The organism is Shewanella sp. KJ2020 (assembly GCF_024197625.1).
In the GTDB taxonomy this organism is placed as follows: Bacteria; Pseudomonadota; Gammaproteobacteria; order Enterobacterales; family Shewanellaceae; genus Shewanella.
In genome coordinates this window covers 53,086-76,661 of sequence record NZ_JAKUKD010000027.1, presented here as the reverse complement: position 1 = coordinate 76,661, position 23,576 = coordinate 53,086, and the positions used below count along the sequence as shown (strand labels likewise).

General features: G+C 47.1%; 23 protein-coding genes. 7 read left to right on the top strand and 16 right to left on the bottom strand.

The features are described 5' to 3' along the window. Positions 1-56: 56 nt before the first annotated feature. Positions 57-1,148, bottom strand: a complete 1,092-nt coding sequence (locus MJO46_RS14470) for a branched-chain amino acid aminotransferase (RefSeq protein WP_253989909.1) — start codon at positions 1,146-1,148, stop codon at positions 57-59. A gap of 126 nt (positions 1,149-1,274) precedes the next feature. Here MJO46_RS14470 and MJO46_RS14465 point away from each other — a divergent pair, with 126 nt between their 5' ends. Together MJO46_RS14465 and MJO46_RS14460 are read left to right on the top strand one after the other, a co-directional pair. Continuing rightward, the gene (locus MJO46_RS14465; RefSeq protein WP_253989908.1) at positions 1,275-1,547 is read left to right on the top strand and encodes a Rho-binding antiterminator; all 273 of its coding nucleotides are present in this window, start codon (positions 1,275-1,277) and stop codon (positions 1,545-1,547) included. Between the two features lie 13 nt (positions 1,548-1,560). Further along, entirely contained in the window at positions 1,561-1,902 is a 342-nt protein-coding gene (locus tag MJO46_RS14460) for a hypothetical protein (protein WP_253989907.1), read from the top strand. Positions 1,903-2,020: 118 nt separating this feature from the next. Here MJO46_RS14460 and MJO46_RS14455 read toward each other — a convergent pair whose 3' ends face one another. Together MJO46_RS14455 and MJO46_RS14450 are read right to left on the bottom strand one after the other, a co-directional pair. Next, positions 2,021-2,374: a RidA family protein gene (locus MJO46_RS14455; RefSeq protein ID WP_253989906.1), complete on the bottom strand. Its 354-nt coding sequence runs from the start codon at positions 2,372-2,374 to the stop codon at positions 2,021-2,023. 79 nt (positions 2,375-2,453) lie between these two features. Continuing rightward, complete coding sequence (locus MJO46_RS14450; protein ID WP_253989905.1) at positions 2,454-3,971, bottom strand: Na+/H+ antiporter NhaC family protein; 1,518 nt, start codon at positions 3,969-3,971, stop codon at positions 2,454-2,456. A gap of 179 nt (positions 3,972-4,150) precedes the next feature. On the opposite strand from MJO46_RS14450, the gene MJO46_RS14445 reads away from it, so the two are divergent. After that, positions 4,151-4,372 carry a cell division protein ZapB gene (locus MJO46_RS14445; protein ID WP_198781992.1) on the top strand — a complete coding sequence of 74 codons (222 nt, stop codon included), beginning with the start codon at positions 4,151-4,153 and terminating at the stop codon, positions 4,370-4,372. Here the strand turns inward: MJO46_RS14445 and MJO46_RS14440 are convergent. The 7 genes from MJO46_RS14440 to MJO46_RS14410 form a co-directional block, all read right to left on the bottom strand. After that, positions 4,369-4,581, bottom strand: a complete 213-nt coding sequence (locus MJO46_RS14440; RefSeq protein ID WP_011070699.1) for a DUF1107 domain-containing protein — start codon at positions 4,579-4,581, stop codon at positions 4,369-4,371. The genes MJO46_RS14445 and MJO46_RS14440 overlap by 4 nt on opposite strands. 461 nt (positions 4,582-5,042) lie before the next feature. Then, the gene (locus MJO46_RS14435) at positions 5,043-5,651 is read right to left on the bottom strand and encodes a thiol:disulfide interchange protein DsbA/DsbL (RefSeq protein WP_253989904.1); all 609 of its coding nucleotides are present in this window, start codon (positions 5,649-5,651) and stop codon (positions 5,043-5,045) included. 106 nt (positions 5,652-5,757) lie between these two features. Next, positions 5,758-6,798, bottom strand: a complete 1,041-nt coding sequence (locus MJO46_RS14430; RefSeq protein ID WP_253989903.1) for a serine/threonine protein kinase — start codon at positions 6,796-6,798, stop codon at positions 5,758-5,760. Positions 6,799-6,808: 10 nt separating this feature from the next. Continuing rightward, positions 6,809-7,102, bottom strand: coding sequence for a DUF3630 family protein (locus MJO46_RS14425; RefSeq protein ID WP_253989902.1), 294 nt, complete (start codon positions 7,100-7,102; stop codon positions 6,809-6,811). Positions 7,103-7,115: 13 nt separating this feature from the next. After that, positions 7,116-8,567: a YdiU family protein gene (locus tag MJO46_RS14420; protein ID WP_253989901.1), complete on the bottom strand. Its 1,452-nt coding sequence runs from the start codon at positions 8,565-8,567 to the stop codon at positions 7,116-7,118. A 10-nt stretch (positions 8,568-8,577) separates the two neighbouring features. Continuing rightward, the gene (locus MJO46_RS14415) at positions 8,578-8,883 is read right to left on the bottom strand and encodes a hypothetical protein (RefSeq protein ID WP_253989900.1); all 306 of its coding nucleotides are present in this window, start codon (positions 8,881-8,883) and stop codon (positions 8,578-8,580) included. Between the two features lie 124 nt (positions 8,884-9,007). Then, the gene (locus tag MJO46_RS14410) at positions 9,008-9,853 is read right to left on the bottom strand and encodes a hypothetical protein (RefSeq protein ID WP_253989899.1); all 846 of its coding nucleotides are present in this window, start codon (positions 9,851-9,853) and stop codon (positions 9,008-9,010) included. A 273-nt stretch (positions 9,854-10,126) separates the two neighbouring features. Here MJO46_RS14410 and MJO46_RS14405 point away from each other — a divergent pair, with 273 nt between their 5' ends. The 4 genes from MJO46_RS14405 to MJO46_RS14390 all read left to right on the top strand — a co-directional run bounded on the left by MJO46_RS14405 (position 10,127) and on the right by MJO46_RS14390 (position 12,734). Beyond that, positions 10,127-10,486 carry a DsrE/DsrF/TusD sulfur relay family protein gene (locus MJO46_RS14405; RefSeq protein ID WP_253989898.1) on the top strand — a complete coding sequence of 120 codons (360 nt, stop codon included), beginning with the start codon at positions 10,127-10,129 and terminating at the stop codon, positions 10,484-10,486. Between the two features lie 117 nt (positions 10,487-10,603). Beyond that, a complete protein-coding gene (locus MJO46_RS14400) occupies positions 10,604-11,008 on the top strand; it encodes a nitrous oxide-stimulated promoter family protein (protein WP_253989897.1) in 405 nt (134 codons plus the stop codon). A 64-nt stretch (positions 11,009-11,072) separates the two neighbouring features. Continuing rightward, entirely contained in the window at positions 11,073-12,005 is a 933-nt protein-coding gene (locus tag MJO46_RS14395; protein WP_253989896.1) for a hypothetical protein, read from the top strand. 144 nt (positions 12,006-12,149) lie between these two features. Beyond that, positions 12,150-12,734: a YSC84-related protein gene (locus MJO46_RS14390; RefSeq protein WP_253989895.1), complete on the top strand. Its 585-nt coding sequence runs from the start codon at positions 12,150-12,152 to the stop codon at positions 12,732-12,734. Between the two features lie 61 nt (positions 12,735-12,795). Here the strand turns inward: MJO46_RS14390 and MJO46_RS14385 are convergent, their stop codons facing one another. From MJO46_RS14385 to MJO46_RS14355, 6 genes are all read right to left on the bottom strand, one after another. Then, complete coding sequence (locus tag MJO46_RS14385; RefSeq protein ID WP_253989894.1) at positions 12,796-13,959, bottom strand: GGDEF domain-containing protein; 1,164 nt, start codon at positions 13,957-13,959, stop codon at positions 12,796-12,798. Positions 13,960-14,141: 182 nt separating this feature from the next. Continuing rightward, positions 14,142-19,298, bottom strand: a complete 5,157-nt coding sequence (locus MJO46_RS19920; RefSeq protein ID WP_301541994.1) for a S8 family serine peptidase — start codon at positions 19,296-19,298, stop codon at positions 14,142-14,144. Between the two features lie 554 nt (positions 19,299-19,852). Beyond that, positions 19,853-20,464, bottom strand: coding sequence for a hypothetical protein (locus tag MJO46_RS14370; protein WP_253989893.1), 612 nt, complete (start codon positions 20,462-20,464; stop codon positions 19,853-19,855). A gap of 99 nt (positions 20,465-20,563) precedes the next feature. Then, positions 20,564-21,601 carry an acyltransferase gene (locus tag MJO46_RS14365; RefSeq protein WP_253989892.1) on the bottom strand — a complete coding sequence of 346 codons (1,038 nt, stop codon included), beginning with the start codon at positions 21,599-21,601 and terminating at the stop codon, positions 20,564-20,566. A gap of 1 nt (position 21,602) precedes the next feature. Then, positions 21,603-22,997, bottom strand: coding sequence for a hypothetical protein (locus MJO46_RS14360; protein WP_253989891.1), 1,395 nt, complete (start codon positions 22,995-22,997; stop codon positions 21,603-21,605). A 199-nt stretch (positions 22,998-23,196) separates the two neighbouring features. Further along, positions 23,197-23,547: a YkvA family protein gene (locus MJO46_RS14355; protein WP_253989940.1), complete on the bottom strand. Its 351-nt coding sequence runs from the start codon at positions 23,545-23,547 to the stop codon at positions 23,197-23,199. Between the last annotated feature and the right edge of the window lie 29 nt (positions 23,548-23,576).

Here is a 23,576-nt window from a genome sequence, read left to right as displayed (position 1 = left end):
AACTGTGGACATAAAAAAGGCTCCCTTGGGAGCCTTCTTGTTGCATTTTTTATCGCTTAAGGCGTGATACGCTCGACACGCTTCACCCAGCCTTCAGGACCTTTGATATGACCCTTTTGGATCTCGGTATAGAGCTTGTAAATGCGCTGAATATGCTCACCCACTTCACCGTTGCCCACAGTCACAACGCGGCCATCTTCAAAAATATAGGAACCCACAGCCGATACCACGGCCGCAGTCCCAAAGCCCCCCGCCTCGATAATTTCGCCGGACTCGATATCGGCAATAAATTTATCCAGCATCACGGTTTCTTGGCGAATTTCACAGCCGAGCAGCTCACCTAACTCCATAATGGATTGCGAGGTAATGGATTTTAAGATGGTATCGGTGAACGTTGGAATAATCACAGTGCCGTCTTTCAGAATATGGAAGTGGTTCATCGCCCCCGCTTCTTCAATCTGTTGATTGGTCGAGTCAAGATACAACACTTGGGATGCACCAAACTGCGCTGCCGCTTTACCCGCACGCAATGAGGCTGCATAGTTACCCGCCGCCTTAGATGCGCCCGTCCCGCCCGATACCGCGCGGTGATAGGTCTTACTGATCAACAAACGTATGCCTTTGTTCACGCCAGCGGCATAGTAAGCACCGCTAGGGCTTAATACCACGCAGAAGGTATAGCGTGAACTTGGGCTAACCGATAGTCTATCTTCGGTCGCAAAAATAAAGGGACGAATGTATAAACAGGCGCCTTCTTGCATCGGGAACCACAGGCGATCCACATCGATCAAGGCATTGATCGCATCGATTTGCATCTGCTCATCGATATTCGGAATGCAGACGATATCGGCGGAGCGATTCATCCGCTCGGCGTTTTTATTGATCCGGAAAGTATAGATCTCGCCATCTTCATGCATAAAGGCCTTCGCGCCTTCGAAGATTGACTGACCATAGTGTAATGCCATTGCACCCGGCGCCATTTCAAATGGACCATAGGGCACAATTCGCGGATCACGCCATTCACCATCGCGGTAATCCATTAAAAACATATGATCGGTTCTGAGGCTACCGAAGCCCACATTCCCCTCGGGCTTGAATTGCTCAGTACGGCGCTCGGACGCAGGTTTTAAATTATATTTTATTTCCATCGCATACCACCTTGATTACTGAACAAGCAGACTAGGGAGCGATAGGAATAAAGTCAAGGGGGCTAAAGCCAATGACAAGTATTTTTGCCACAATAGGGGCGAGCTTCAGTCAGATGAGATAAGCCAATGTCAGATTATAAGATGATCCCCTGTGAGCACTACGATTACCTCGAACTCGCCTGCCTGCGCGGTTATCGGCTCAAGATAGAGTTGATTGATGGCACTGAGTGCCAAGGTCAAGCCATCACCACGCAGACAAGGGCAGACAAAACCGAGTGGCTTATTATCCAAGAGCAACAAACTAAACAATCCCTTAGACTCGACCATATCATCGCCATCACGCCCCTTGAGCCTAATGCTGAATTTGGCCGGGTGCTGATTGCAACTAAACAACCTTAACTAAGGAGATAACATGGCAAAAATGATTTTAGCGGTTGATATTGGTCACTGGACTGGTGGGCATAACGGTCAATATCCCCATCTTATTGAGTTTACTATGGCGCACCTAAATAGGCCCTTTCATGTCAGCGAAGGTTGGGGACATGGTTTAGGCGGCGCGGCTTACTCACTCGCACAATTTGTCGAAACGCCTTATTACCTCAAACTCAAAACCGAGGCTCCTTGGGCGTTTGCCATTATCGAACAGAATTTAGCGCAACAGAATATTGATGCGATAGCCGCGGCACTCTCCATGCAATACGTGGATCATCCACCCCTTGTCCCTGCACATTTAATGGAATACTTATTGCGCTAAAAATATGCAGGCTTAGATAGAGTGTGTTAGGAGGATAAAAATCCACCGAGTCATGACACTCGGCGACAGGATTTTAAAAAGGGATCGAAACAGGGTGAGTGAAAAAGTAGCTTCACGCTTACACCGCAACAGCCGCAACAATCGACACTTCAACCAAATATTCCGGCTCAACAATCGCTGCCTGCACGCAAGCGCGGGCTGGCGCATGGCCCTTAGGCACCCAAGCATCCCATACCGCATTCATCGCATCGTAGTCATTCATATCTTTTAGATAGAGCGTCGCTGACAATAAATGCTCACGGGAACTCCCCGCCTGCATGAGCAAGCTATCGACCTCCTCAAGCATTGTCGTGGTTTGCTCGGTGATATTTTGATATTTGTCCTTTGCCACTTGGCCACACAAATACACAGTGCCTTGATGAATGACTATGCTACTCATGCGAGTGCCAACGTCTAAACGGGTAATGCTCATATTGATGCTCTCTTAAATCAGTACACTTGAAAAAGGCTTCGGCTCAAATCGAATCGGCCATTTTAGCGATAAACGAACCTTATGTCTGCGACGATAACTTAGGCCAAGGCGAATAGAAGCGCGCCATCAAGGCAAATAAACCGAGACCGCAACCCACTACGGCCAGCCAGACTAAAGGTAGCGCCACATCTAAATTCACCAATTGAAATCCAATCAGGGCCGAACACGCCGCCATCAGGGCAAAAGGCAATTGAGTCACCACATGATCATGGGGTAAACAGCTAGAACTGGTTGCACTCAGTACACTGGTATCCGAAATGGGTGAGCAATGGTCGCCAAATACCGAGCCCGCCATCACAGCACCCAATACGGGCAGCAACAAACTCACATCCATAGTATGGGCAATCTCGCCGCCAATCGGGATCATAATCGCAAAAGTGCCCCAACTCGAGCCAGTGGCAAATGCCATAAGGGCACAGAGCAAAAACATTCCCGCCACCAGCAATTGCGCCGACAGATACAATTTGGCCCACGAGGCCAGTAAAGTTGCCACTCCTAAGTCTTGGATCACTGCACCTATCATCCAAGTGCAAAGCAAAATAGCGATGGCGAAGGTGATCATACGCACGCCATGACTAAGATCTCCAAATAGCGCAGACATTCGTCGCCCCGATAAACTTAACATCGCAAGGGTGACCAGTGTCGCCAGCAGACAAGCATTGCGCATAGACGCGCCAATATCGGCCTTAGCTAACCACTCTGCCAGATCCCACGAAGCCACCTGCTGCGCCCCTGACCACAGGGTTAACCCCACCGAAGCCCCAAGCAGAGTTAACATTGGCACAGCCAATAACCAAGGATTGCCCCTTGTATCTGCCTCGGTGACAGTCGCCGCCGAAAGCTCCTGCATCTGAGGAGGATTCTTGCCCGTATTCAAGGGGCGAAATCCCAGCCCAAACCAAGCGACCAGCACGGATAATCCTAAGGTGGAGATAGCGTAAAAGTTGAGTAAGGCGACCTCAATAAAGGCCTGCAGCGGTGAGATGGGTAGAAAACTTATCCCCGCGAGTAAAGCCATCACATAGGGGCCCCAACTCGAAAAGGGTAATAAAGCACAGAGGGGTGAAGCATTCGAATCGACCAGATAGGCGAGCTGCTCATTACGAATGCCATAACGCTGACTCAAGGGCTGACAAACATGACCCACAGCCAAGCAGCTAAAAATGCCATCGATAAACACCAACCAACCGAGAAAAACGATCCCAAGGCGCGCCTGCCGCTCGGTGCGTACCCTGTGATATAGCCAATCGCCAAACTGCCCGACTGCACCACCCCGAGCCAATAACTGTGTCATGCTACCGAGCAATAACATGGCGAGCAAAACATTAAGATGCCACCACTGCCAAGCGCCTTGGCTGTAAAACTGTTTTAGCCCAATTTCGGCTAAGTAGCCGCCGGTTTGCATAACGTCAAAATGACTAATGATCAAAGCGCCGGAGATAATACCAACCCCGAGTGCAATCAAGGTTCGACGTAGCCACAGGGCCAAAATGAGGGTGAGCAACAGGGGAAGCATGGCGAGCAGGCTGGGTGACATAAGCCATTCCGATAATAAATAAAACCAAGAATACTAACGAGTTAATAACAAATGCAAAAAAACTTGAATTAGAACTCAGTTATCGGACGTTTTTTCACCAAACGGTAATAATCACTATTCCTTATGCTCTTGGCACTGCTAGAATCACAGTCCCATCCAGAAACCATAGGACTCTCCAGATGAGCCTTGAATTACTGTCCAAACTGGAAACCAAAATCCAGGCTGCACTCGAAACCATCGAGCTTCTAAAAATGGAGCTTGAAGAAGAGAAGCAAAAAGCTTCAACCTTGAGTGAGCATAATCAACAACTGAACGAGCAAAACCAACAACTGCAACAAGAACTCGCGTCTTGGAACGAAAAAGTCACTGGACTTGTTGGCCTGCTCAACAGCGAAATCTAAGCTGTTTTGGTTTGATGGTTCTGCGCTTCAATCAATTCGTTCAGTTCTAAAATAGCCTGCTTCACTTTTGGCAGGCTTTTTCTTGGTAATAAAAAACGCCCTTTCTCAAATTCTAATCGTCCTAAATCTTTAACCCATATCACGCCAGTCAGGAAAATACGCGCATGCTTAACAATAAGCTTAGGTGCGTAGACAGGGAAAACTCTCATATAACCCCCTACATGCATTCTTGTTATTTTAAATTACAGTTGTTTGACAAAAAGTTTATCCATTGAGTTTCATCTCCCCCACTCTTTTTTTCGATCTCTCATACAAAAACACATTAATCATATGATTTAATTGGTTTATATTATAAGATCTTCAACCCATAGCAAACAGTCAAAATATTGACGCTTGCCATTTTTTTGACGCAGTACTATATTAACTGCGTTACTCAGGGTAAAAATGAGCCCTATGGCTCAAGTCCGTACTTTCCGTTATCGGAAGTACGGTTTTTTTTGCCAAATTCTAGCTAATACCTACGAATACACCGAAATACTGGTTCAACGTATTTTGGACTATGTGATCCTCGCCAATAAAAAAAGGAGCACTAGGCTCCTTTTTATTACTCTTATATTATCAATGAGTTAGATTGCAGGCAAATGACAAAGTCACTGCAATGCTGTGATAATTACTTTCTCGCTAAGTAGTAAGCAATATCTAATAGCTCGTCAAAGGACTTAACTGCACCGTTTTCAACACGGTATTTGCCATTAACAACCAGTGCGGGTACACCAGTCAGTTTAGCGTTTTCAGTATCGCGCTTCATTTTTGCCATTTGGGCTTTTACCATAAATGAATCGGCCGCAGCATCGAAAGTTTTACCATCGACCCCATTTGCCACAAACAAGGCACGCACATCATCACGGTTAGTAAAGTGTTGTTTCTTATCATGGATGGCAGCAAATAATGCGGCGTCGATTTTTTCACCCACGTTAAGTTGGTGAGCCACTGCAAAAGCACGTGACATTTCTACGCCCATTTCTTTACCGATAAAATCGACGTGTGTCTGACTAAATTCCACACCTGCAGGCTTCTCGGCTAAGATTTTTGGTACGACTGTTTTAGAAAAACTGTAGCAATGTGGGCAATAGAAAGAGAAAAACTCGGTGATCTCTGGCTTAGCAGTGGCGGGGCCATCGTTGATCACTGTGTAATGTACACCTTCTTGGTATTCCACAGCCGACGCCGCCAGTGGTGCCAATAACAACGCAGCGGCCATGAGTAATACTTTTTTCATAAAAATTCCTTAAATCAATTGTATAAATGAGCTGGAGCCTAACATATTCTATTTTTCGAGTGTAACTCAAGCCTAAGAGTTCAATCTAATGTCACAGGATATCTCTTTAATAGGGTATTAGGCTCAATGGCGGCTCATCGAGGGCAAATAATTGCTCCTTAAAAGCCAAGATCTGTTGCTCCCAGTACTTGTCATCCCCAAACCAAGGGAAGTTCATCGGGAAAGCGGGATCGTCCCAGCGACGGCCAATCCAAGCGTTATAGTGCACCATACGCAACGCGCGCAGCGGTTCAATCAAGGCCAATTGCCTGGTATCAAACTCACAAAACTCTTCGTAAGCTTCGAGTAAAATCTCAAGCTGCATAAGTTGTTGCGCTCGGTCGCCCGTTAGCATCATCCACAGATCTTGAATAGCTGGCCCCATGCGAGCATCATCCAAATCCACAAAACCTGGGCCATCGGGCGTCCATAGGATATTGCCAGGGTGTAAATCCCCGTGGAGTCGAATAGCCGCAAAGCCTTGACGGGCCCAAATGGCATTCGCCTTAGCTAACACTTGTTCTACCACAGTAAAAAATGCCACCCGCAGATTTGTCGGTACAAGCTCAGATTGCTTTAACCACGCAAGCGGCTCAGCACCCAATATTTGCGGATTAAGCGGTTCACGTTCACTGAACGCTTCCTGCCCAGCGTACTGATGCATACGGCCGATAAAACGACCCACTAATTCCAACTGCTCTAAGTTATCGACTTCAAAGGCTCGCCCCCCGAGGGAAGGAAATAAAGTAAACCGAAAACCTTGATAGTAGTGCAGGGTTTTACCGTCTAAAACAACGGGCACCGCCATGGGAATATCTTCAGCGGCTAAGGCAAGCGCATAGTCGTGCTCTTCTTGAATTTGGGCATCGCTCCAGCGATTAGGGCGATAAAACTTCACCACAAAGCGCAGCCCTTCATCGCTGCGAAATTGATAGACGCGGTTCTCGTAGCTGTTGAGTGCCAGTAGCCCTGTCTCGGGATAAATACCAAGGCTCTCGATGGCATCTAAGATCAAATCCGGAGTAAGGGCCTGAAAATGAAACTCGGCCCCCCTGTCGTCTTGACTCTCGGGTAGCGAATTGTTTTGGTTAACCACATTTTGACTCATATTGATTCACTTATAGGTAAGGTTTTAGCAAAGTGGCCAGGTATTCCAACACCTCGAAATCGGCTTCCCGTTCGGTCGAGAGCCAGCAAATGTTGCCGTAAAACTCATAATTGAGCCATAACTGACTCCCTTCAAACTCCAATAACCATTGATGCCTATCGGCGCCCCATTGACGCTCGCGCACATGGCAATCTAATGCCGCCACCAGTGGTTCGGCAAAATCGGTGAAACGATCAAAATCAATCTCGGCACTAATCGCTAGGCTTAATGCCGCTCTATCTAAATGAATAGCTTGTAATTTCATCCTGACTTTTCGCTCAACTGCTGCATGACATGATCAAACCTTGGCCCCAGTCCGGTGGACGCTTGGCCAAGTCTTCATGTTCGTTTTGTTCGGCAAAGGGCTGACTCAGCACCTTTTGCAACCTATGCAGCGGTGCCAAATTCCCCTCTTCTACCGCGATAATGGCCTCTTGGGCCAAGTAATTACGCAAAATATACTTGGGGTTTACGCTATTACGCTCGGCTTGCCAAGCGTTAATATCTGCGACAGATCCCAATCGCCGTTGATAAGCCTGATACCAAGCATCAAATTCACTGGTATCGATAAAATCATCCCGCAGTGAACTCCATTGACTGGTTGGATCTATTTTGCCGAATCGACGCCATGTTTGAGTGTAGTCGAGCTGATTTTTCTCCATTAACACAGTGAATCGGCCAATAAGCTCTAGATCTTGTTTATCTTGCTCCGCCTGTATTGCCAAGGTTGGCAGACCTAACTTTGCCCGCATCAAACGCAGATAAGGTTGTACTAAGGCATCTTGGTATTGATTGAGCGCGGCGATCAAATCATCGGATGGGATCAGGGGCGTGAGCGCCTGCGCTAAGCGTTGCAGGTTCCACAGGCCAATTCCGGGCTGCTGGCCAAAGGCGTAGCGACCTTCGGGATCAGAATGATTACAGATAAAATCTTCTTGAAAGGTATCGAGAAACGCGAAGGGGCCAAAATCGAAACTCTCCCCTAAAATCGACATATTGTCCGTGTTCATCACCCCATGGGCAAAACCTATTGCCTGCCAATGGGCTATCATTCTGGCGGTATCTTGTACCACCTGTAAAAACCACGCTTTGTAACCCGATGGATCGCAACTCAAGTGCGGATAATGCTGGGCGATAGTGAAATTGAGTAATTGGATCAGCTTATCGGCGCGGCCACGTTCGCTATGGCAAAAAAATTCAAAGTGACCAAAGCGAATATGGCTACGGGCTAAGCGCACTGTGATAGCTGCGGTTTCTTGACTCTCGCGCCACACGGGTAAGTCAGAGCCAATTACCGCCAAGGCTCGGGTCGTTGGCACATGTAAATGATGCAGAGCTTCAGAGACTAAAAACTCCCGCACCGCTGAGCGCATCACGGCACGGCCATCGCCATGGCGCGAGTATGGCGTTGGACCTCCGCCCTTTAGCGCCACATCCCATGCGCCATTAGGCCCTATCGCCTCGCCGAGAATGATCGACCGGCCATCCCCTAAACGCGGTGTATAACCCCCAAATTGGTGGCCGCTATACACTTGGGCATAGTAAGTTGCGCCATCGACGGCGGCATTACCAGAGAGCCCCAGCAATAACTCATCGTTGGGCTGCGTTAAGCCAATTAATTGCGCGGCATTGTCACTCCAGGCAAGCCAATGGGGATGGCTTATCCCCTGGGGATAAACTTGGGAATAGAACTCTGGCAGTTGGTTAAAAAAATCCTGTTTGAACTTCATCTCTACCCGCCTATTGGCTCAAGCTCTTACACACAAGCACCGACTTATCATCGAGCCCACAGAGGTGCCCACATTGATAAACACCCGCGCCCATATCATCCCCCTGCCTTAAACGCTGCATACCCTGGGCTTTGCGCTGGCATTGTTCCAAGGTGTCGTAATAGCCATGAATATCCTCAGTTTGCAGCGGTGCCACAGGTAAGGCGCTCACATCGTTATAGTAGAACAAGGTCCATTCGGGCGTTTTAGTGCAAGCACCCAAAAATACTAACCCTAGCGTAAGGAACAGCCTCGGCGTGGCAAAACTTAGTTTCATCGTGTTAACCCATAAAAAAAGCGAACCTTAGTTCGCCTTTTGCGCATTCAGTTAACAGGGATTCTACACTGCCTAGGCGAGGGAAATAACCGCTTTTCGCCTAAGGGTTTATCCCGCTAATAGATCATGCCGTAGTAGCCTTTGCCTGCGCTTTCTCGATACGGCTTATGCGCCCCTCAAACCCAGTGACAGTGCCATCGCTAAGACCCAGAGTTAATGCCTCTCGGCATAGTGCGATGGCAGCATCGAACGCTTGGGTATCGTTAAGTAATGTGGCCAAGTGTAAAAAACCTGAGGTTTTCAGCTCAACATCTTTACCTTGTTCGGCGCAAGCATTGCGGAAAAGAAGGAGATAAGGCTGTGCAAGTTGCGCCCCATAGTTAAGATAGTCGGCGGATTTTCGCTGTTTATAACATTCAGCAATGATATTTTGCAGCGCAGTGTAACGCTCAAGTACAGATGTAGCCTGTTGGTATTCTTCGAATGCCCGCTGCAGCGTAATATTTCCCCAAGAGCCTGGGGTAGCTATATCCATTGGCTGAGTCGAGGCAGGAATGACAGACTCTGGTATTACAGGCTCGGTTGCCGCGGCGGATGTCAGAACCTCTGGCTCTGCGGGGGCTTCACCTAGGATGATCACTGCGTCTTTATTGTGCGCCGCAGGCATATCGACATCGATAATATCCTCGGTGATCTCAGTATGATTTATCTGCTCTTGGGATTCTCGGGGCAGCAGCTCTGCTTCCACTGTGGTGACGTTCAGAGGCTCGGTTTGCTTAATAACTGACTGTTTCACCTCATCATTAGCAACGACTTCTACCGTTGAATCGATAGAAGTCACCTCGGCAACGGATTTGTCAGCCGCCTCTTTAGACATCCTTGCCGCTTGTTCTTCCTTCGCCAAACGCTGGGCGCGACGAAATAAAAACACACCGACTACGATCAGTATAAATACGACTAAAATCTTCATTCTTGTTCACCTTTGATGGCCGCTTCTCGTCCAAAGCCTTGTCAATTGGCTTGCCAAACCGAAACCAATAAGGTGGCTGGCAATGGGGTCTATCCAAAAATTGAGCAGAGATTAACCGCTATTAAAGTCCATAGTGTCAGTGTAAATCAAGTATTTATGCCTTTTTATACGATCTTACGCTCAAATCGTTATAGTAAACTGCAGTAGACTGACGCTTTACCTCTCCCTTTAATCTACGACTTAGCGAATGCCCATTTAAAGTAGGAAAAGCTTATGCAAAAAATACTGATCGTCGCCCACGCGAGCCCCTATGGCACTGAAAAACTGTTTAATAGCTTACGCATTGCCTTAGCACTAAAGGATTGTGATGAACAAGCTGTTGATCTAAAACTATTTTTAATGTCAGATGCCGTATTCGGTGTACTCAAGCATCAAACCACCCCCGACTTAAGCTACAACCTACAGCAGATGTTCGAAATACTCCGAGCGCAGCAGGTGCCTATCCTACTCTGTAAGACCTGCGCCCAAGCGCGGGGCGTGACGGAGGAGCAGATTATCGATGGCGCACAAATAGGAACATTACAGGATCTTACCCGCTGGACCTTAGAAGCCGATAAGGTCATACATATTTAATAGGATGGGTTTAAAGCATTATTTTGTGCGCATCTTCATAATTTGGCGCTTCTGTTTTGTCAGCGCCAACTTCACTGCCTATCATGGGATATCCGAGTAACACACTAAGGTATTCCCATGGGCTCAGCTGAACTACTGACGGGTAAACTGCTTTACGAACACCAAACGATTGCCGCCATGATGAAAATCTACTGCCGGGCGAAACACCAAGGCCAAAGTGAAAGCGGTCTGTGTGACGAGTGCCTAGCGCTATTAGATTATGCCGCGGTACGCCTCGATCGCTGCCCCTATGGTCAAAACAAGCCGACCTGCAACAAATGTCCAGTGCATTGCTACAAACCTGAGCAGAAGAAAATGGTCAAAGAGATCATGATTTTCTCTGGCCCCCGCATGTTGTTACCGCATCCCATACGCGCAATCAAGCACTTACTGGCAGAGCGGACGCCCGTGCCTGAAGTCGTCCCCGAAGCCGCATCCAATAGACATCAACGCATTGCGATTTCGCAGAAAAATACTGAGTAACACTTTTGCGCCTCGAATTTCCCTGTTATAACAGGGCTCGAGGTATCGCACATGAACAGATTGAATGGACGAATTTAATACTTTTTTCGCTCAAGCCTACTGGTGGTTGTCGTTATTTGGGGGCTTACATTGCCTCGCGTTAGCTATTTATATTCGTTATTTTTACTCAGCCAATAGTAATCAAAAACTGCTCGCTGGATTCTTAAGCCTTATCGCCCTTTACTTCCTCACGGGTATGCTGAACCGGGATAATTCCCCCATACCTATACATATCCTATTTAACCTAATTAACCCTATTTATTTTTTACTCATGCCCCAGCTCTACCTTTACTGCAAACGCAGCCTAGAGCAGAGCACTGAACCCATTGGATTTTCTAAGCATTATTGGCCTTCTCTCCTTACCCTATGCCTTGCCATACTGGATATTTCGCTTAGGTTTAATCTGCATAATGATGCTATCTGGTTCCAAGCTGAGTTCTTCCTGTATCGCCAACGTATAGATCTGAGCCATTGGGGGTTAGCGCTCCCGCTATTTCTGTTTATTCAAACTAGCTGTTACTTTGTTGCGCTCTGGTTTTTGTTTCGCCGACACCAACAGCACCAACGCCAGTCCGTTAATGCCCCGCAGGAAACCCTAAGGTTAATTCATTTTCGTTGGTTATTTGGCCTGACTGTAGCCATGCTGCTTAACTGGTTAATTCGTGTATTTGTGGTGATACTTCCCTTCTATCTTGGGGATATTCACTCCCCCTTATCCCATGCATTGCCGCGTTTAAGCTTACTGCTGAGTTTTTATTTCCTAGCCGCATATGGCCTTAAACAAATTACCCGTACGGCCTACTTAAAAGGCCATATCGCGGCGCCGGCACCTAAAGTTGAGCCCCAGACAACGGAACTGTTAACGTCAGAGGAATTTGAATTTATTCAACAGCTTCAAAAAGAATCAAACGAAGTTAACCCAAAATCTGCCGAGATAACCCCCGATACTAAGAACTAAAAGCCCAATGCAACCTCAAAAGGTATATCGCGCCCACTAACTCATCCACACAAGCTGAACCTAAGCTGATATTTCTGCAGCTTAGGCTGTCATTTGTAACCACAAAGAGTAGTCTGATAGCACAAAAACTCGAGGAGGAAACCCATGAAATCATTTTTAACTGCCATTGCCGCATCCACATGCCTATTAGCCAGCCTGTTTAGCGCTCCCGCGGTACAAGCGGATGAAAGCTACGATCAAGCCATAGCCAATTTTCAGCAAGCAAAAGAAACACGTAAATTTTTCGACACTGCCTATGGTTATGCCCTGTTCCCCACTGTGGGTAAAGGCGGCATTGGAATAGGCGCAGCCTATGGTAAAGGTCGCGTCTTTAAAGGCGGTGTTTATATGGGGGACTCTAGCCTGACCCAACTCTCTATTGGATTCCAACTCGGTGGGCAAGCCTACAGCGAGATCATCTTCTTTAAAGATGCTAAATCCTATGATGACTTCACCAGCGGTACATTTGAGTTTGACGCCCAAGCCTCGGCTGTTGCCATTAATGTAGGCGCGAATGCGCAGGTGGGCACGACGGGGAATTCTGCGGGTGCTGGACAATCCGGTGGTAATCAATCGGCCAAAGGCGCATACATCAATGGTATGGCGGTATTTACTGCGGCTAAGGGCGGCCTAATGTTTGAGGCGGCGCTCGCAGGTCAAAGCTTTAGCTTCGAGCCGAAAGCAAACTAACGCAAAAAGTGGCATGCTTAAAACTAACGGCGAGCCCCAGTGCTCGCCGTTTTTTATATTGTCAATCTACAATCTGTCGCTGCAAGAGTAACTCGGTTGCCAACAAATCGGCATGGGTCACCCGATTTCGGCCTTTAGCTTTAGCGTCATATAAAGCTTTATCCGCACTAACGAGTAACGGTTCAATGCTAGAGATTGTGCTAGATGTCGCCACACCAATACTCATTGATAAGGTGATATCGGGATGGACATCAAGGGTTTCAATCGCAAACCGCAATTTTTCGGCTACCGCTAGCGCCTGCTTGCTATCGGTTCCAGGCAAAATAATGGCAAATTCTTCACCACCTAAGCGGCCAATAATACCCTGTTGTTTTACACCATCCTGCAATGCATGGGCGCAGAACTTGAGCGCAGTATCGCCGACATTATGCCCATAGGCGTCATTAATTTTCTTAAAATTATCAAGGTCCAACATCAAAACACTCAGGGGCAAGTTTTCACTGACCATGATGTCTTTGGCATTATCAATAAACGCCCTTCTATTAAATAGGCCAGTCAAACCATCTAGGGACGCTAATGTGGATAACTCTTTGTTTAATTTATACAATCTAACTAAAAGTATGATCACAGTGCTGAAAATCATATAAATGATGCCAGCAATCACTAAGCTACCTTGAATAGTGCTTTTGGCGATAATTTGGATAAATAGTTCTGGTTTTATATAACAAAATAAAGCTCTTACGAAAAATCCTAGCCCTAATAATCCCGTTGCATAAATCAGCCATTTCTTTAATTTTTCGCTGCCAGACCAGCAGCCTCTAGTCAAAATTAATGACATTAACATCAGCTGTATGCCAACGATAACACTGGCAAAAATGACCCGCATAACAATGTCATCGATATAAATCGACATACTTATGAGCATCAGCAATATGGGTAATACAAATAGCCAGCTTGAGACTGTTTTATCGACTAGGCGAGCAAACGCTAAATAGCTGAATGAAAACGCCAAACTGACACAAAAATTATAAAAAACAATGGCAACTACAGGGGGTAAATGGGGACGAGCAAAAAGCAGTAGGTTAGCGAAACCATGGATGAACAGCGCTATAACCCAAAATTTAGTCCCTTGATCTGTTCCCCTCTCTGCCATAAGTAATATAGCAAGCAGCCATTGGATAATCGCCTGCGTGATAATAAGCGTTGGTGAATCGAGTGCTATCATATTTTGGACTAATGCTTGATGCCTAGATTTAGGGAGAAATAGTAGCAGAGCCTATGTGCTCATCATATATAAAAAGCCCGGCCACTTAAGCAACCGGGCTTTTACACTAAGTTTAAAGATTGTGGTTTGGCTAAGGGGTTAACCGTCGCCGCTCCAAGAGAACATCACTTATATAACATCACTTACATTTTACGACGACGGACCCACATTAGCGGCAGCAGTAACGCTAGCAGACCGCCCATGGCACCACCAGATGACTCCGCTTCTGGCTTAGGCTTAGGTGCCGGTGGAGGTGTTACGACAGGGTCAACACCATCTGAAGTCACTGTCAGTTCAAAGCTTTGAGAAGCGAGATCTGAAGGTACTGTTTTATCAGCAACAGTCACAGTAACCATAGTGCTACCGTGCCAATCTTTGTTTGGCGTCAGTGTTACTGTGGCGTCGTTCTCATGTGAGCTGATAGTGCTGGTGAAGTTTTCACCTGTTACTGTAATGACTTTGGCATCATTTTCAGTATCAGAGAACATCACATCAAAGGTCGCAGTACCGTTTTCATCCATTGTCAGGTCTGAGAGTCCAACCATTGAAATAGTACCAACCACTTCAATAGGATGCGCCACCGTTACCTGCTCCAGACCCGTTACTTCGCTGATCCAATCCATATTCAACGTCTGACCCGCAGCGGTTTCTGCTACGCGAACCTTAAAGCTAATATCAAACTGAGTCGCTTCAGGACCTGTGTAGTCGTAACAAACTACTTTGTTTTGCTTCACTTTGTCTTTCAGGCCACCAAAGGCGTACTGAATACCCGTTTCCTGAGTATAAGGAATATTGAAGACATCCAGCGGGCCGTAGTGGCCGTGCATACCGATAGAACCAAAGTCAGCCTGTGTACCAAAGTCCATGGTGTCATAGGCCATCATAATTTCAAACTGACCTTCACCATAACGGTAGTTACGGTTCATAATCAGATCAAAGGTATAACGGTCATCACGGATAGTTTCCGGGTTAGTCGGCTTAGCGCCAAACTGGTTAAAGGTAAAACGCTCGGTTCGAGAGTTAACCCACTCGACAATGATTTCATCGTCGCTGAATCCTAGGGTAATACCTGAACCTTCCCATGGTTTGCTACTGTTTTGTTGCAGCGGCGTACTCAGCGCTTCCACCGGAATATTAAAACCTACGAAGTTTTCGTCGACCTGACCACGCCAGAACGGCGCGATAAATGGCCCGTATGGGTTCATATAGTAGGGGAACTTCGATTGCATTAAATGCTGGTAATCAAACCAGGCATCACCAAAAAACACAAAACCCTGAGGTGATACGCGGAATTTGTCGTAGGTATTGTAGGCACCGTTGTTGAAGAACGACAGGCTAGCATCAGCTCCCCAATAGTCGGCAAGGTTGATCTGGAACGGATCGACCCACTTGTTATTAACAATCATACCGGCCCAGTCATCAGCCTTACCGCCCAAACCTGGCACATAGCCGTAGTTTTTCGCCAGACCAACAAAACCTTCACCATTACGGCCATAGTTTGGTACGCGGCACAATGGATCTGTATCACTGTCGGTAACATTGTAGGTATGCATCCAGTTGGATGAATCCTGTTGCACACCGGCAATACGAATGGTATCGCCTTCAACCGTTAAGTTGGCTTTCTGCTGAGCATTATTGATAGTGACAGAACCTGGAATTAAGGTCAGACCTTTTGGCAGTTTGGCACTTAAGTCAAAGTCACGGTCCATACCGCTGTTGTTTTCTACCACATGCAACGCAACATCAATGACTTCACCGCCTTTCACTTTGGTCGGTGCACTGATACTGATATCGTCCATTTCGCGGGTCAGTTTTAGCGGAATAGTACCAATACCGTCAGGTGTGCCAGTGGTACCCAGCTTTATAGCTGAATACACCACATCACCTTGTTCCAACTCATCGATATCCCATTGAACATCAAGACTCGAAGGATTAACACCATCCGACGTTGCAGGGCCTGACACGGTAATGTTGCCAGCAGCCATAGGCACAACTGCAGTAGCCACTTTATAGGTGTCTTTCAGGTCTGGAATAGTGACATTGTCAGGTGCCTGAGTTCTGGTGTTGGACAACATCACCCAATAATTACCCGGTTCTGGATTAGTCAGGCTGCAGTAGTTCAACTCAATCTCGGTCATCGACCCACAGAGCCACTCGTCGTTAAAGTCGGCTTTACCATCGTTATTGCTGTCTTTACCGATAAAAATCTGTAAAGCACCATTAATATTGCCATATTTCGACGCCCCTAAACCCTCCACGTGTTTGAGTACTTCAACCACTAAACGGGCACTGTCCGCTGGTACATTGATAATCCGAGTGTCGATATGACCCGGGGTATAATCATTGTCCATGTAAACAGGGAAATGGTTATTGTCTTGCGGTAAAGTCAGTTCAAAGGTATCAGCAATAGCATGTCCCACTGCGCTGAACTCCAAACTGTCACTCGCTGGCAAAGGCAGGCCGGCAATATGGTAAGCACCTGTATTTCTGTGCATTTTTGCACTTAACCAGTCAGGCAGATTATTACGATCAAAGTTGACCGACACAGGCCAGTGTGCTGCAGGAATATCGCTATTATCCGGCGTCAGGTGCACCTGGCTCCATAGTTCTAGCGTTTCCAGACCTTGTGCACTACGTAGTAACAGGGCATCTTTCCACTGGATGTCCTGGATATTGGCTTTGATGACAATAGTCTGCGACTCACCGGCTTTGAGGCTGAACTGCGCCGGGAAAAACTCCAGCTTGGCGTTATTCATATCAATTTCGCCATAAGATGGAATATTCCAACGATCGTAAGCCCATTCGCCGCCAGACATTGTCCAGCTGCCATCGCGGGTAGCTTTAACCGTCCGGGTCCAGCTACACACACCACGGTTACAGGAACTGTCTACCAGTTGTGGTAAGTTAAGTTGACGTAAATCGCCGCCTTTAGTCGGGTTAGCGGCAATAAAATTCGCCACAGTTTCATCCATCACCAGGCCGCTGTTTATCGCAGCATGCACATCAATCCGCCCAGAACCGGCGCGATGTTGAGTAGCCGGGAAGCCTATGTCGTCGCCGATTAACGCCGCGCCACGGCGTACTGTGTTAGAAGCAGTCATCTCCAGTGCGGATTGGACTTCAGCTGGAGTCCAATCCTTATGGGCTTGGCGTACCAGAGCCATAGCACCAGCCACATGGGGCGATGCCATCGACGTACCGCTGATAATAGCCCAATCACGTGAAGTGGTTGCACCCGCAGGGTCCAGCGGATGTTCATCGGCATAGGGAGCCAGAATATCGACACCAGGTGCAGAAACCTGTGGCACCATTGGCATCGAGTAGCCATTCTCAAGGGCAAAACGAGATGGGCCTAAGGAAGAGAACTCAGCCAGCATATCGGCTTTAACTTTATCCACACCAATGGTGATGGATCCCCCCTGAATGGTGATTTGATGATCAGTATTACCATCCTTCAACCAGTTCAGGATCTGAGTTCCCGCGCTGTTGGTCACATGCAGACCTGGCAGTTCAAAGAAATCATCATTAATATGATTATCTGTCGGTACGGCAGGGTTGAATTTGTCGTTATACAAAATAAAACCACCAGCACCACCGGCTTTAACGTTTTCAGACTTTTCTATCCGACCATTCTCGCCGCGTTTACAAATAACAATTTCATCTGGCTGGAATGTGCCTGGGGCAAACTTAGTTTTACAGAGTTCATCACCAAAGTCGGCAGCAAGTACCGGACGACCAGTAACAGAGCCAGTGGAGTAACCGGCAATGGCATCATCTGCAGGTTTACTAGGGTTGTAGCTGACGTAAGGCGCTCTTTTACCGCCGATAAAACTGACGCCATTATTCACTTTATCAATAGTACGATCATGGGTGCTGGCGGCCACTACCATTGACCATGGTGAGCTGTGGCCGATACTGGAGAAATTCACCGTCTGACCGTTACCGCCGTTGTTACCGGCAGCGACAGCCACCGAAATACCCGCTTCACGGGCAGATAAAATCGCCTGTTCTACCGGGTCATCCCACGGAAATTGTTCGCCACCACCGATGGAGAAGTTAATAACATCGACACCATCTTTAATGGCCTGTTCATAGGCCAGTAACAGCGCTTCCTGCGGACAACCACCATTAGCCAAACACACTTGGTAGGAGACTATGTTAGCGTTTGGTGCTACACCAGAGGCTGAGGCGAAAGTGACACCATAATCACGACCATCGCTGGTATTAGTACCATCGACATTGCCACCAGACTGCATAGGCACGTTTTCAATTAAGTTACCCGCAGCGGTACCAGCAGTATGACTACCGTGGCCGTTATAGTCTTCACCCGTTGCCGGTGCTTTACCTTCGTAGCTGTCAGTAATCACAGGCCAGCTGTAGATACCAATTAATTTGTCGTTACATTCTTTGACGCCAGTGGCACATTCACCCAGATAATTGCCTTTCCCCAGCGGGTTAGTATGGTCATAGCCATCGCCACCGTTTTCACCTAAATCCTGGAATGCGATGTGATCTGAGTTAATACCGGTATCAATAATACCGACCACCACACCTTCACCTTTAAAGCTGCTTGCATCAGGCGTCTGGCCAACCCAAACCTTTTTCGCCCCAATAAATTCAGGTCCACGGTCGGTCTGGATCTGTAACATTTCAGAGCGTTGGATAAAGGCAACTTCAGACGATTCAGCCAGCAGAGCAGCCTGTTGCTGCGTCATACGCATCGCAAAGCCGTTGATGGCATGGGTAAATCTGCTACTACTATCAGTTGCAACGCCCAGACGTTGTGCCTGTGCGATCACGGATTCTTGTTTGTTGTTTAGGAAGTTTTCATAAACACTGATGCGGCTTTCTTGTACTCCGCGAACTTCAGCGGCAGAAATTTGATCAGCGCCACGTTTCATACCACGCTGTACACTTTGTGTCGTCAGTTCATTACGGATCACCGCCTGGGCGGTTGCTTCAAAACCCGATACGCGACCATCGTAAGTTGCGACTGGTAAGTCACGTAACCGCACAATGTAAACGTCTTCGCCAGTATGGCCAGCTTCTGGTTTAAATTTATCTTTGACAGAAGCAGGGGCTATTTGCATGTTGCGGCCACCAGGATATACCCCCTGACGCGCACCTGCATTGATACCTTGCGTTGCAGCTTTTTGCTGTTGTTGTAGTTGCTGCTGTGGACTTGCAGGCATGGGATTGAGCTGCTTCAATAGCACCGGACTACCGGATTGAGCTGCTGCAGCCACAGTTGCACCATAGAGTGCAGACAGTATGGCTATACTGACTGTTTTAAGATTCATTGTTACCTCCTTCGGGTAAACATATTATTATGCATCGTCTTGTATTCTGGTCTTATTTAGCTGACAGCCTGTTGGAGTTAGCGGCACTGAGTCTTCAGCGCAATTACCGACACAGCGGTTCTAAGTTCCAAACAACAAGAAATCAATCCCATTGCCTGCCGTGCGATTTTTTGATGCAAAATTGAGCTTTAAAAAAACGCGCCTAACTTTTAACAAACAAACAACAATGCAACAAGAAATTAACTGTGCAAAAGTGTACCGCCGCCCAGACTGGGATACAGAGGTGGTACTGGGGATGTTGTTTGTATTGGAATTGTTATATATCTGGTAAGGGGCGATGCGTCGGTCACTAAAGCAGCGCACAGATATCAAAACAGATGTTTTTTTCAGGAAGCCAATGCAGAAAAGTGGGAATGAGGTGTAAGAACAAGGTAAAACCAAGACAATCAAAGCTGGTTATTCACCTTAAATGGACACTAACGCAGAAGAAAATCAGCCAAACGCAGCCCTAAGGGTGCGTTTGGCCAAATTGATGTTCGAAAGCTCAACAAACATTAGTCGTGGCCCCAAGGGGTTGGCGGTAAGGCAACTGGCTGGGTTAGATCAAAATCGACTTTAAAATTACGATTTTCGCGGGTGAGTTGGTAACTAAAAGTCGTTGGCGTAATAGCCACATGCCACACATTCGTGACCGACTGAGTTAGGCCATTTTTAATGAAATTATCGATGGACGCTTTATCAATAGGAAAAGACTGCCGCTGATCCGTCCCGGCACTTGCCGTATCGCCGCCATACATAGTCACGGCATCTTCGCTGCCATCCTGATGGCGATGGTCATGCTTCAACCTAAGCCCCTGCGAGGTCTTAGTTATCACCCAAGTGCGGGAATGGTCATCCCCCACATGGAATGGGATCTTAAGCTCGGTATCACTGCATTCACGCACATGCATAATCAAGGCTTTACCACTAAACGCTGAATCCGCACTATCATCAGAAACCACTTTGCCAGCAAAAGCTTGGCCGCAGTGACTAGCAATTTGCGCAAAAAAGCTTTGCTGCGGTTGCGTTAACTTAGGTTGAGATTCGGCTTGAGTGGCGCTAACAGGCATGGCGAACAAGCACAGAGCGGCAAGCCCTGAAGCTTGTAGGGTAGGCATGGACTTCATTGTGTTCTCCATTTTATTTATTAGAAAACAACTTAGCATAGGGGGATAAATTCAAACTGAATTATCCCCCTATGCTTGTCTTGGCATTAATGCAGACTATTACCAACCAATATAGGTTCGGGAACGGTTACCTAAACACTTCTTGATAAAGCGAGCCGTGATAATACTGCCGACCATCATGAACATGAAAATAGCTGCTGAGAAGAGCACACTCGTTATCACAGAACCAGGGGGAAAACGGAAACGGAATACGGTTGCCGTTGTGTTAAATAACATATCAAACAGTGGATGGATAAAGAAAATCGCAAAACTCATCTCGGCAATTTCAACTAACCAAGGCAAGCGGCTGCGTTCCGACAGCCATTCACAAAAATTCAATGTCAGTACACACAGGCAAAGTTTCTGAATAAATTGCCAATCGATACCGTTATACTCAAACGGCGCTTTATGGTAATTACCAATATGTTGTACTACGTAACTCTGCTCGACCAAACTCACTATTAAAAAAACGATGGCCAATCCCGTAATCATCCCCCCGAAACGTGTCACAAGGCGTTCATCTTGGGAATATAAAATACCAATCAAATAGAAAGGCATAAAATACACCACAGAGTGGATAAAATTAACGTTGCCTATGGGTCTGTGGAGCAGAATAGCGACTAGGCAACTGACGATAAATAAGGTCCAACGCATCTGCTGCGAACAGCGGATAAACCACAAAAACACGGGCGAAAATAAAAATACCGCCATGATGAAGGGAATATACCAATGCGGATACAGGATATAACCGTTGCGCACCGTATAAAAAATGCTGAGTAGCACCTGACTAGGTGGTAGCTGCTCCATAAAAATCCAGCGCAGGCACAGGAAAAATAGCCCCACTACGGAGACGACCAAGAAGGGATAAAGCACATTTTGTACTTTATTCTTCATAAATTTACCGAAGTCGAAATCCTTGTAAAAAATCCGGTGGAAAAAGTACCCCGAGATAAACACGAACAAAGCCGTGCCTCCCCTGAGTAAGTTCTCCAGCAGCAGTGGGAACCCTTCTCCAGAGTTATAAATACTGTGGCCAAGTACGATAAAAATAATCGCAATGCCACGCATGTAGGTAAATTCGAGCTGATTTTTTCTCATATTAATTCATCGCACAGTAGAGGGTTCGTCCCTCAACAACACTCGCAGAAACCCTTATCGTGCCATGGACTTCCGGCTCATTAAATACTAGATACTGCCCCTCACGTTGGAAGGGGAATGCCAAAGGTAACAGAGTTGCCGCCTCAATGCCCTCACAAAAATTTTGTATCGGCACATCGAGTAACGCACTGCCACTCACATTTAAGTTACTGAATTGTGAACTCATCCCTAGATAGGCCTGGGTTATGTCACCCTGATAAGGCACCACATAAAAGCCAGAGCGGACTTCGCCCACATCGATAAAACTGCTGCTATCACTCACACTCGGCATGACTAATAGCGGCACCTTAGAGTCCTGCACCTCTTGGAGTAATTGCGATAACTTTTGCTCAGTCGCGGGGTAATAAGCCAACATCTCCTGCAAGCGTTTCTTTTGCGCATTATGTGGCCCAACGGGTGGCGTAATAGGTTTAACCCGATTGAGTAATATATCCACGGGGAGCATGCCCGATATCACCGACTCTTTCCAAACATAGGGGTCTTGGGTTAAATCCAGCAATATTCCCGCCAACGCCCCGATATTTTCGGCTTCGGCGGCCCAACCGCCTAACATCTGCTGCTGTTGATAGTAGTTGTGAACATACTGCAACAGTATCTGCTGATATTCCAAATAGCTTTGGTTTTGACTCAAAAAGCGCGCCCCAGCGACTAACTCCACATATTTGGCGCTGCCTTCGACTAAGTCGTTTAAATAGCCGACGCTATCCTCATTCGGCGCGGCCTGGCGCCACACTTGCAACCAGTAGGCCGCATAGCCCAACTGCACCGTTTGCTGCTCAGGCTCTAATGCCGCCATCAAGGCATTGAATAGCTGTAAACGATAAAAGCGCGCATCCAGATTAAGCGGAAAGACTTCGCCTTCGTAGCGACGGCCTTCCTCTAACACTCGCCATTCGGACTGAGCATAAAAATGAAACGCCTCATGCAGACTATTACCCGCCCACACCAAAAAGGGTAAATCTGTGGGTTTAGTGTCACTGGCAAATTGAATATTTGGGGCTTCGAGTTGGATTAACATCCCAGGTTGTCCCTGATACTGGGGAAAACCAAAATTAACGGACAAGCCTGAGTGCAAATTGACCGACTCTAAAACACTATTATCTTGAATGATTTCGCCACCAGGCTGGCGCAGCCAGACGTTACCGCCATAACTAAAGAGATGCACTTTATCGTCGAGGCGAAACCCTGGCCACAGGGCTTCACTACGGCGACTATTTTGAGTCATGTAATCGAGGTACAAACGGGCGAGTTGTTCCGGAGATGCCTTATCGGCGAGCGCTGGGGTAGCGGCGGAGACACCTAGAAACCATAGGATCACCACCATAATATTTTTCATTTATTTGCCTAAACACACACAATGGGTTCACAAAACAGCGCTAGCATATAGCGCAATCAAGCAATAGTGAAACGTTTGCAAAAAAATATTTTTCCCTTAAAAAAGCTAAGGAAAAACCAAATCAGTGACTACTAATAAAATCATATTTTTAGCATCAAAATGTTGATTTATCCCCGCAGTGAATCCCCAACTAAAATCATCAATCCTTGGGAGCCGTAGGCTCTTCTCCAAACCAACTGGCCAGCTTATCGGCGGCGAGCGCCTTCACCCCATCATCAATATAGAGTGTCACCATAGTCAGCGCCGCAGCCAAGGCGCCAAGATCGTCGGTAAAGCCCACTAAGGGCGTAAGATCGGGAATGGCATCTAGAGGGGAAATAAAATAGGCCAAGGCGCCGAGGATGACAGATTTAGCCCACTTAGGGGTATTAGGTTGTTGCGCCGCATAATAGAGCCACAGGGCCCGCTCGATCACCTCCCTGCCCGCCTGACGGCCAAAGAGTTTGATCTTGTTCCAAAATCCGCTATCGGTAAATTGCTCATCCGCCATCATATCTCTCCTGTCGCTTGAGATTGTTT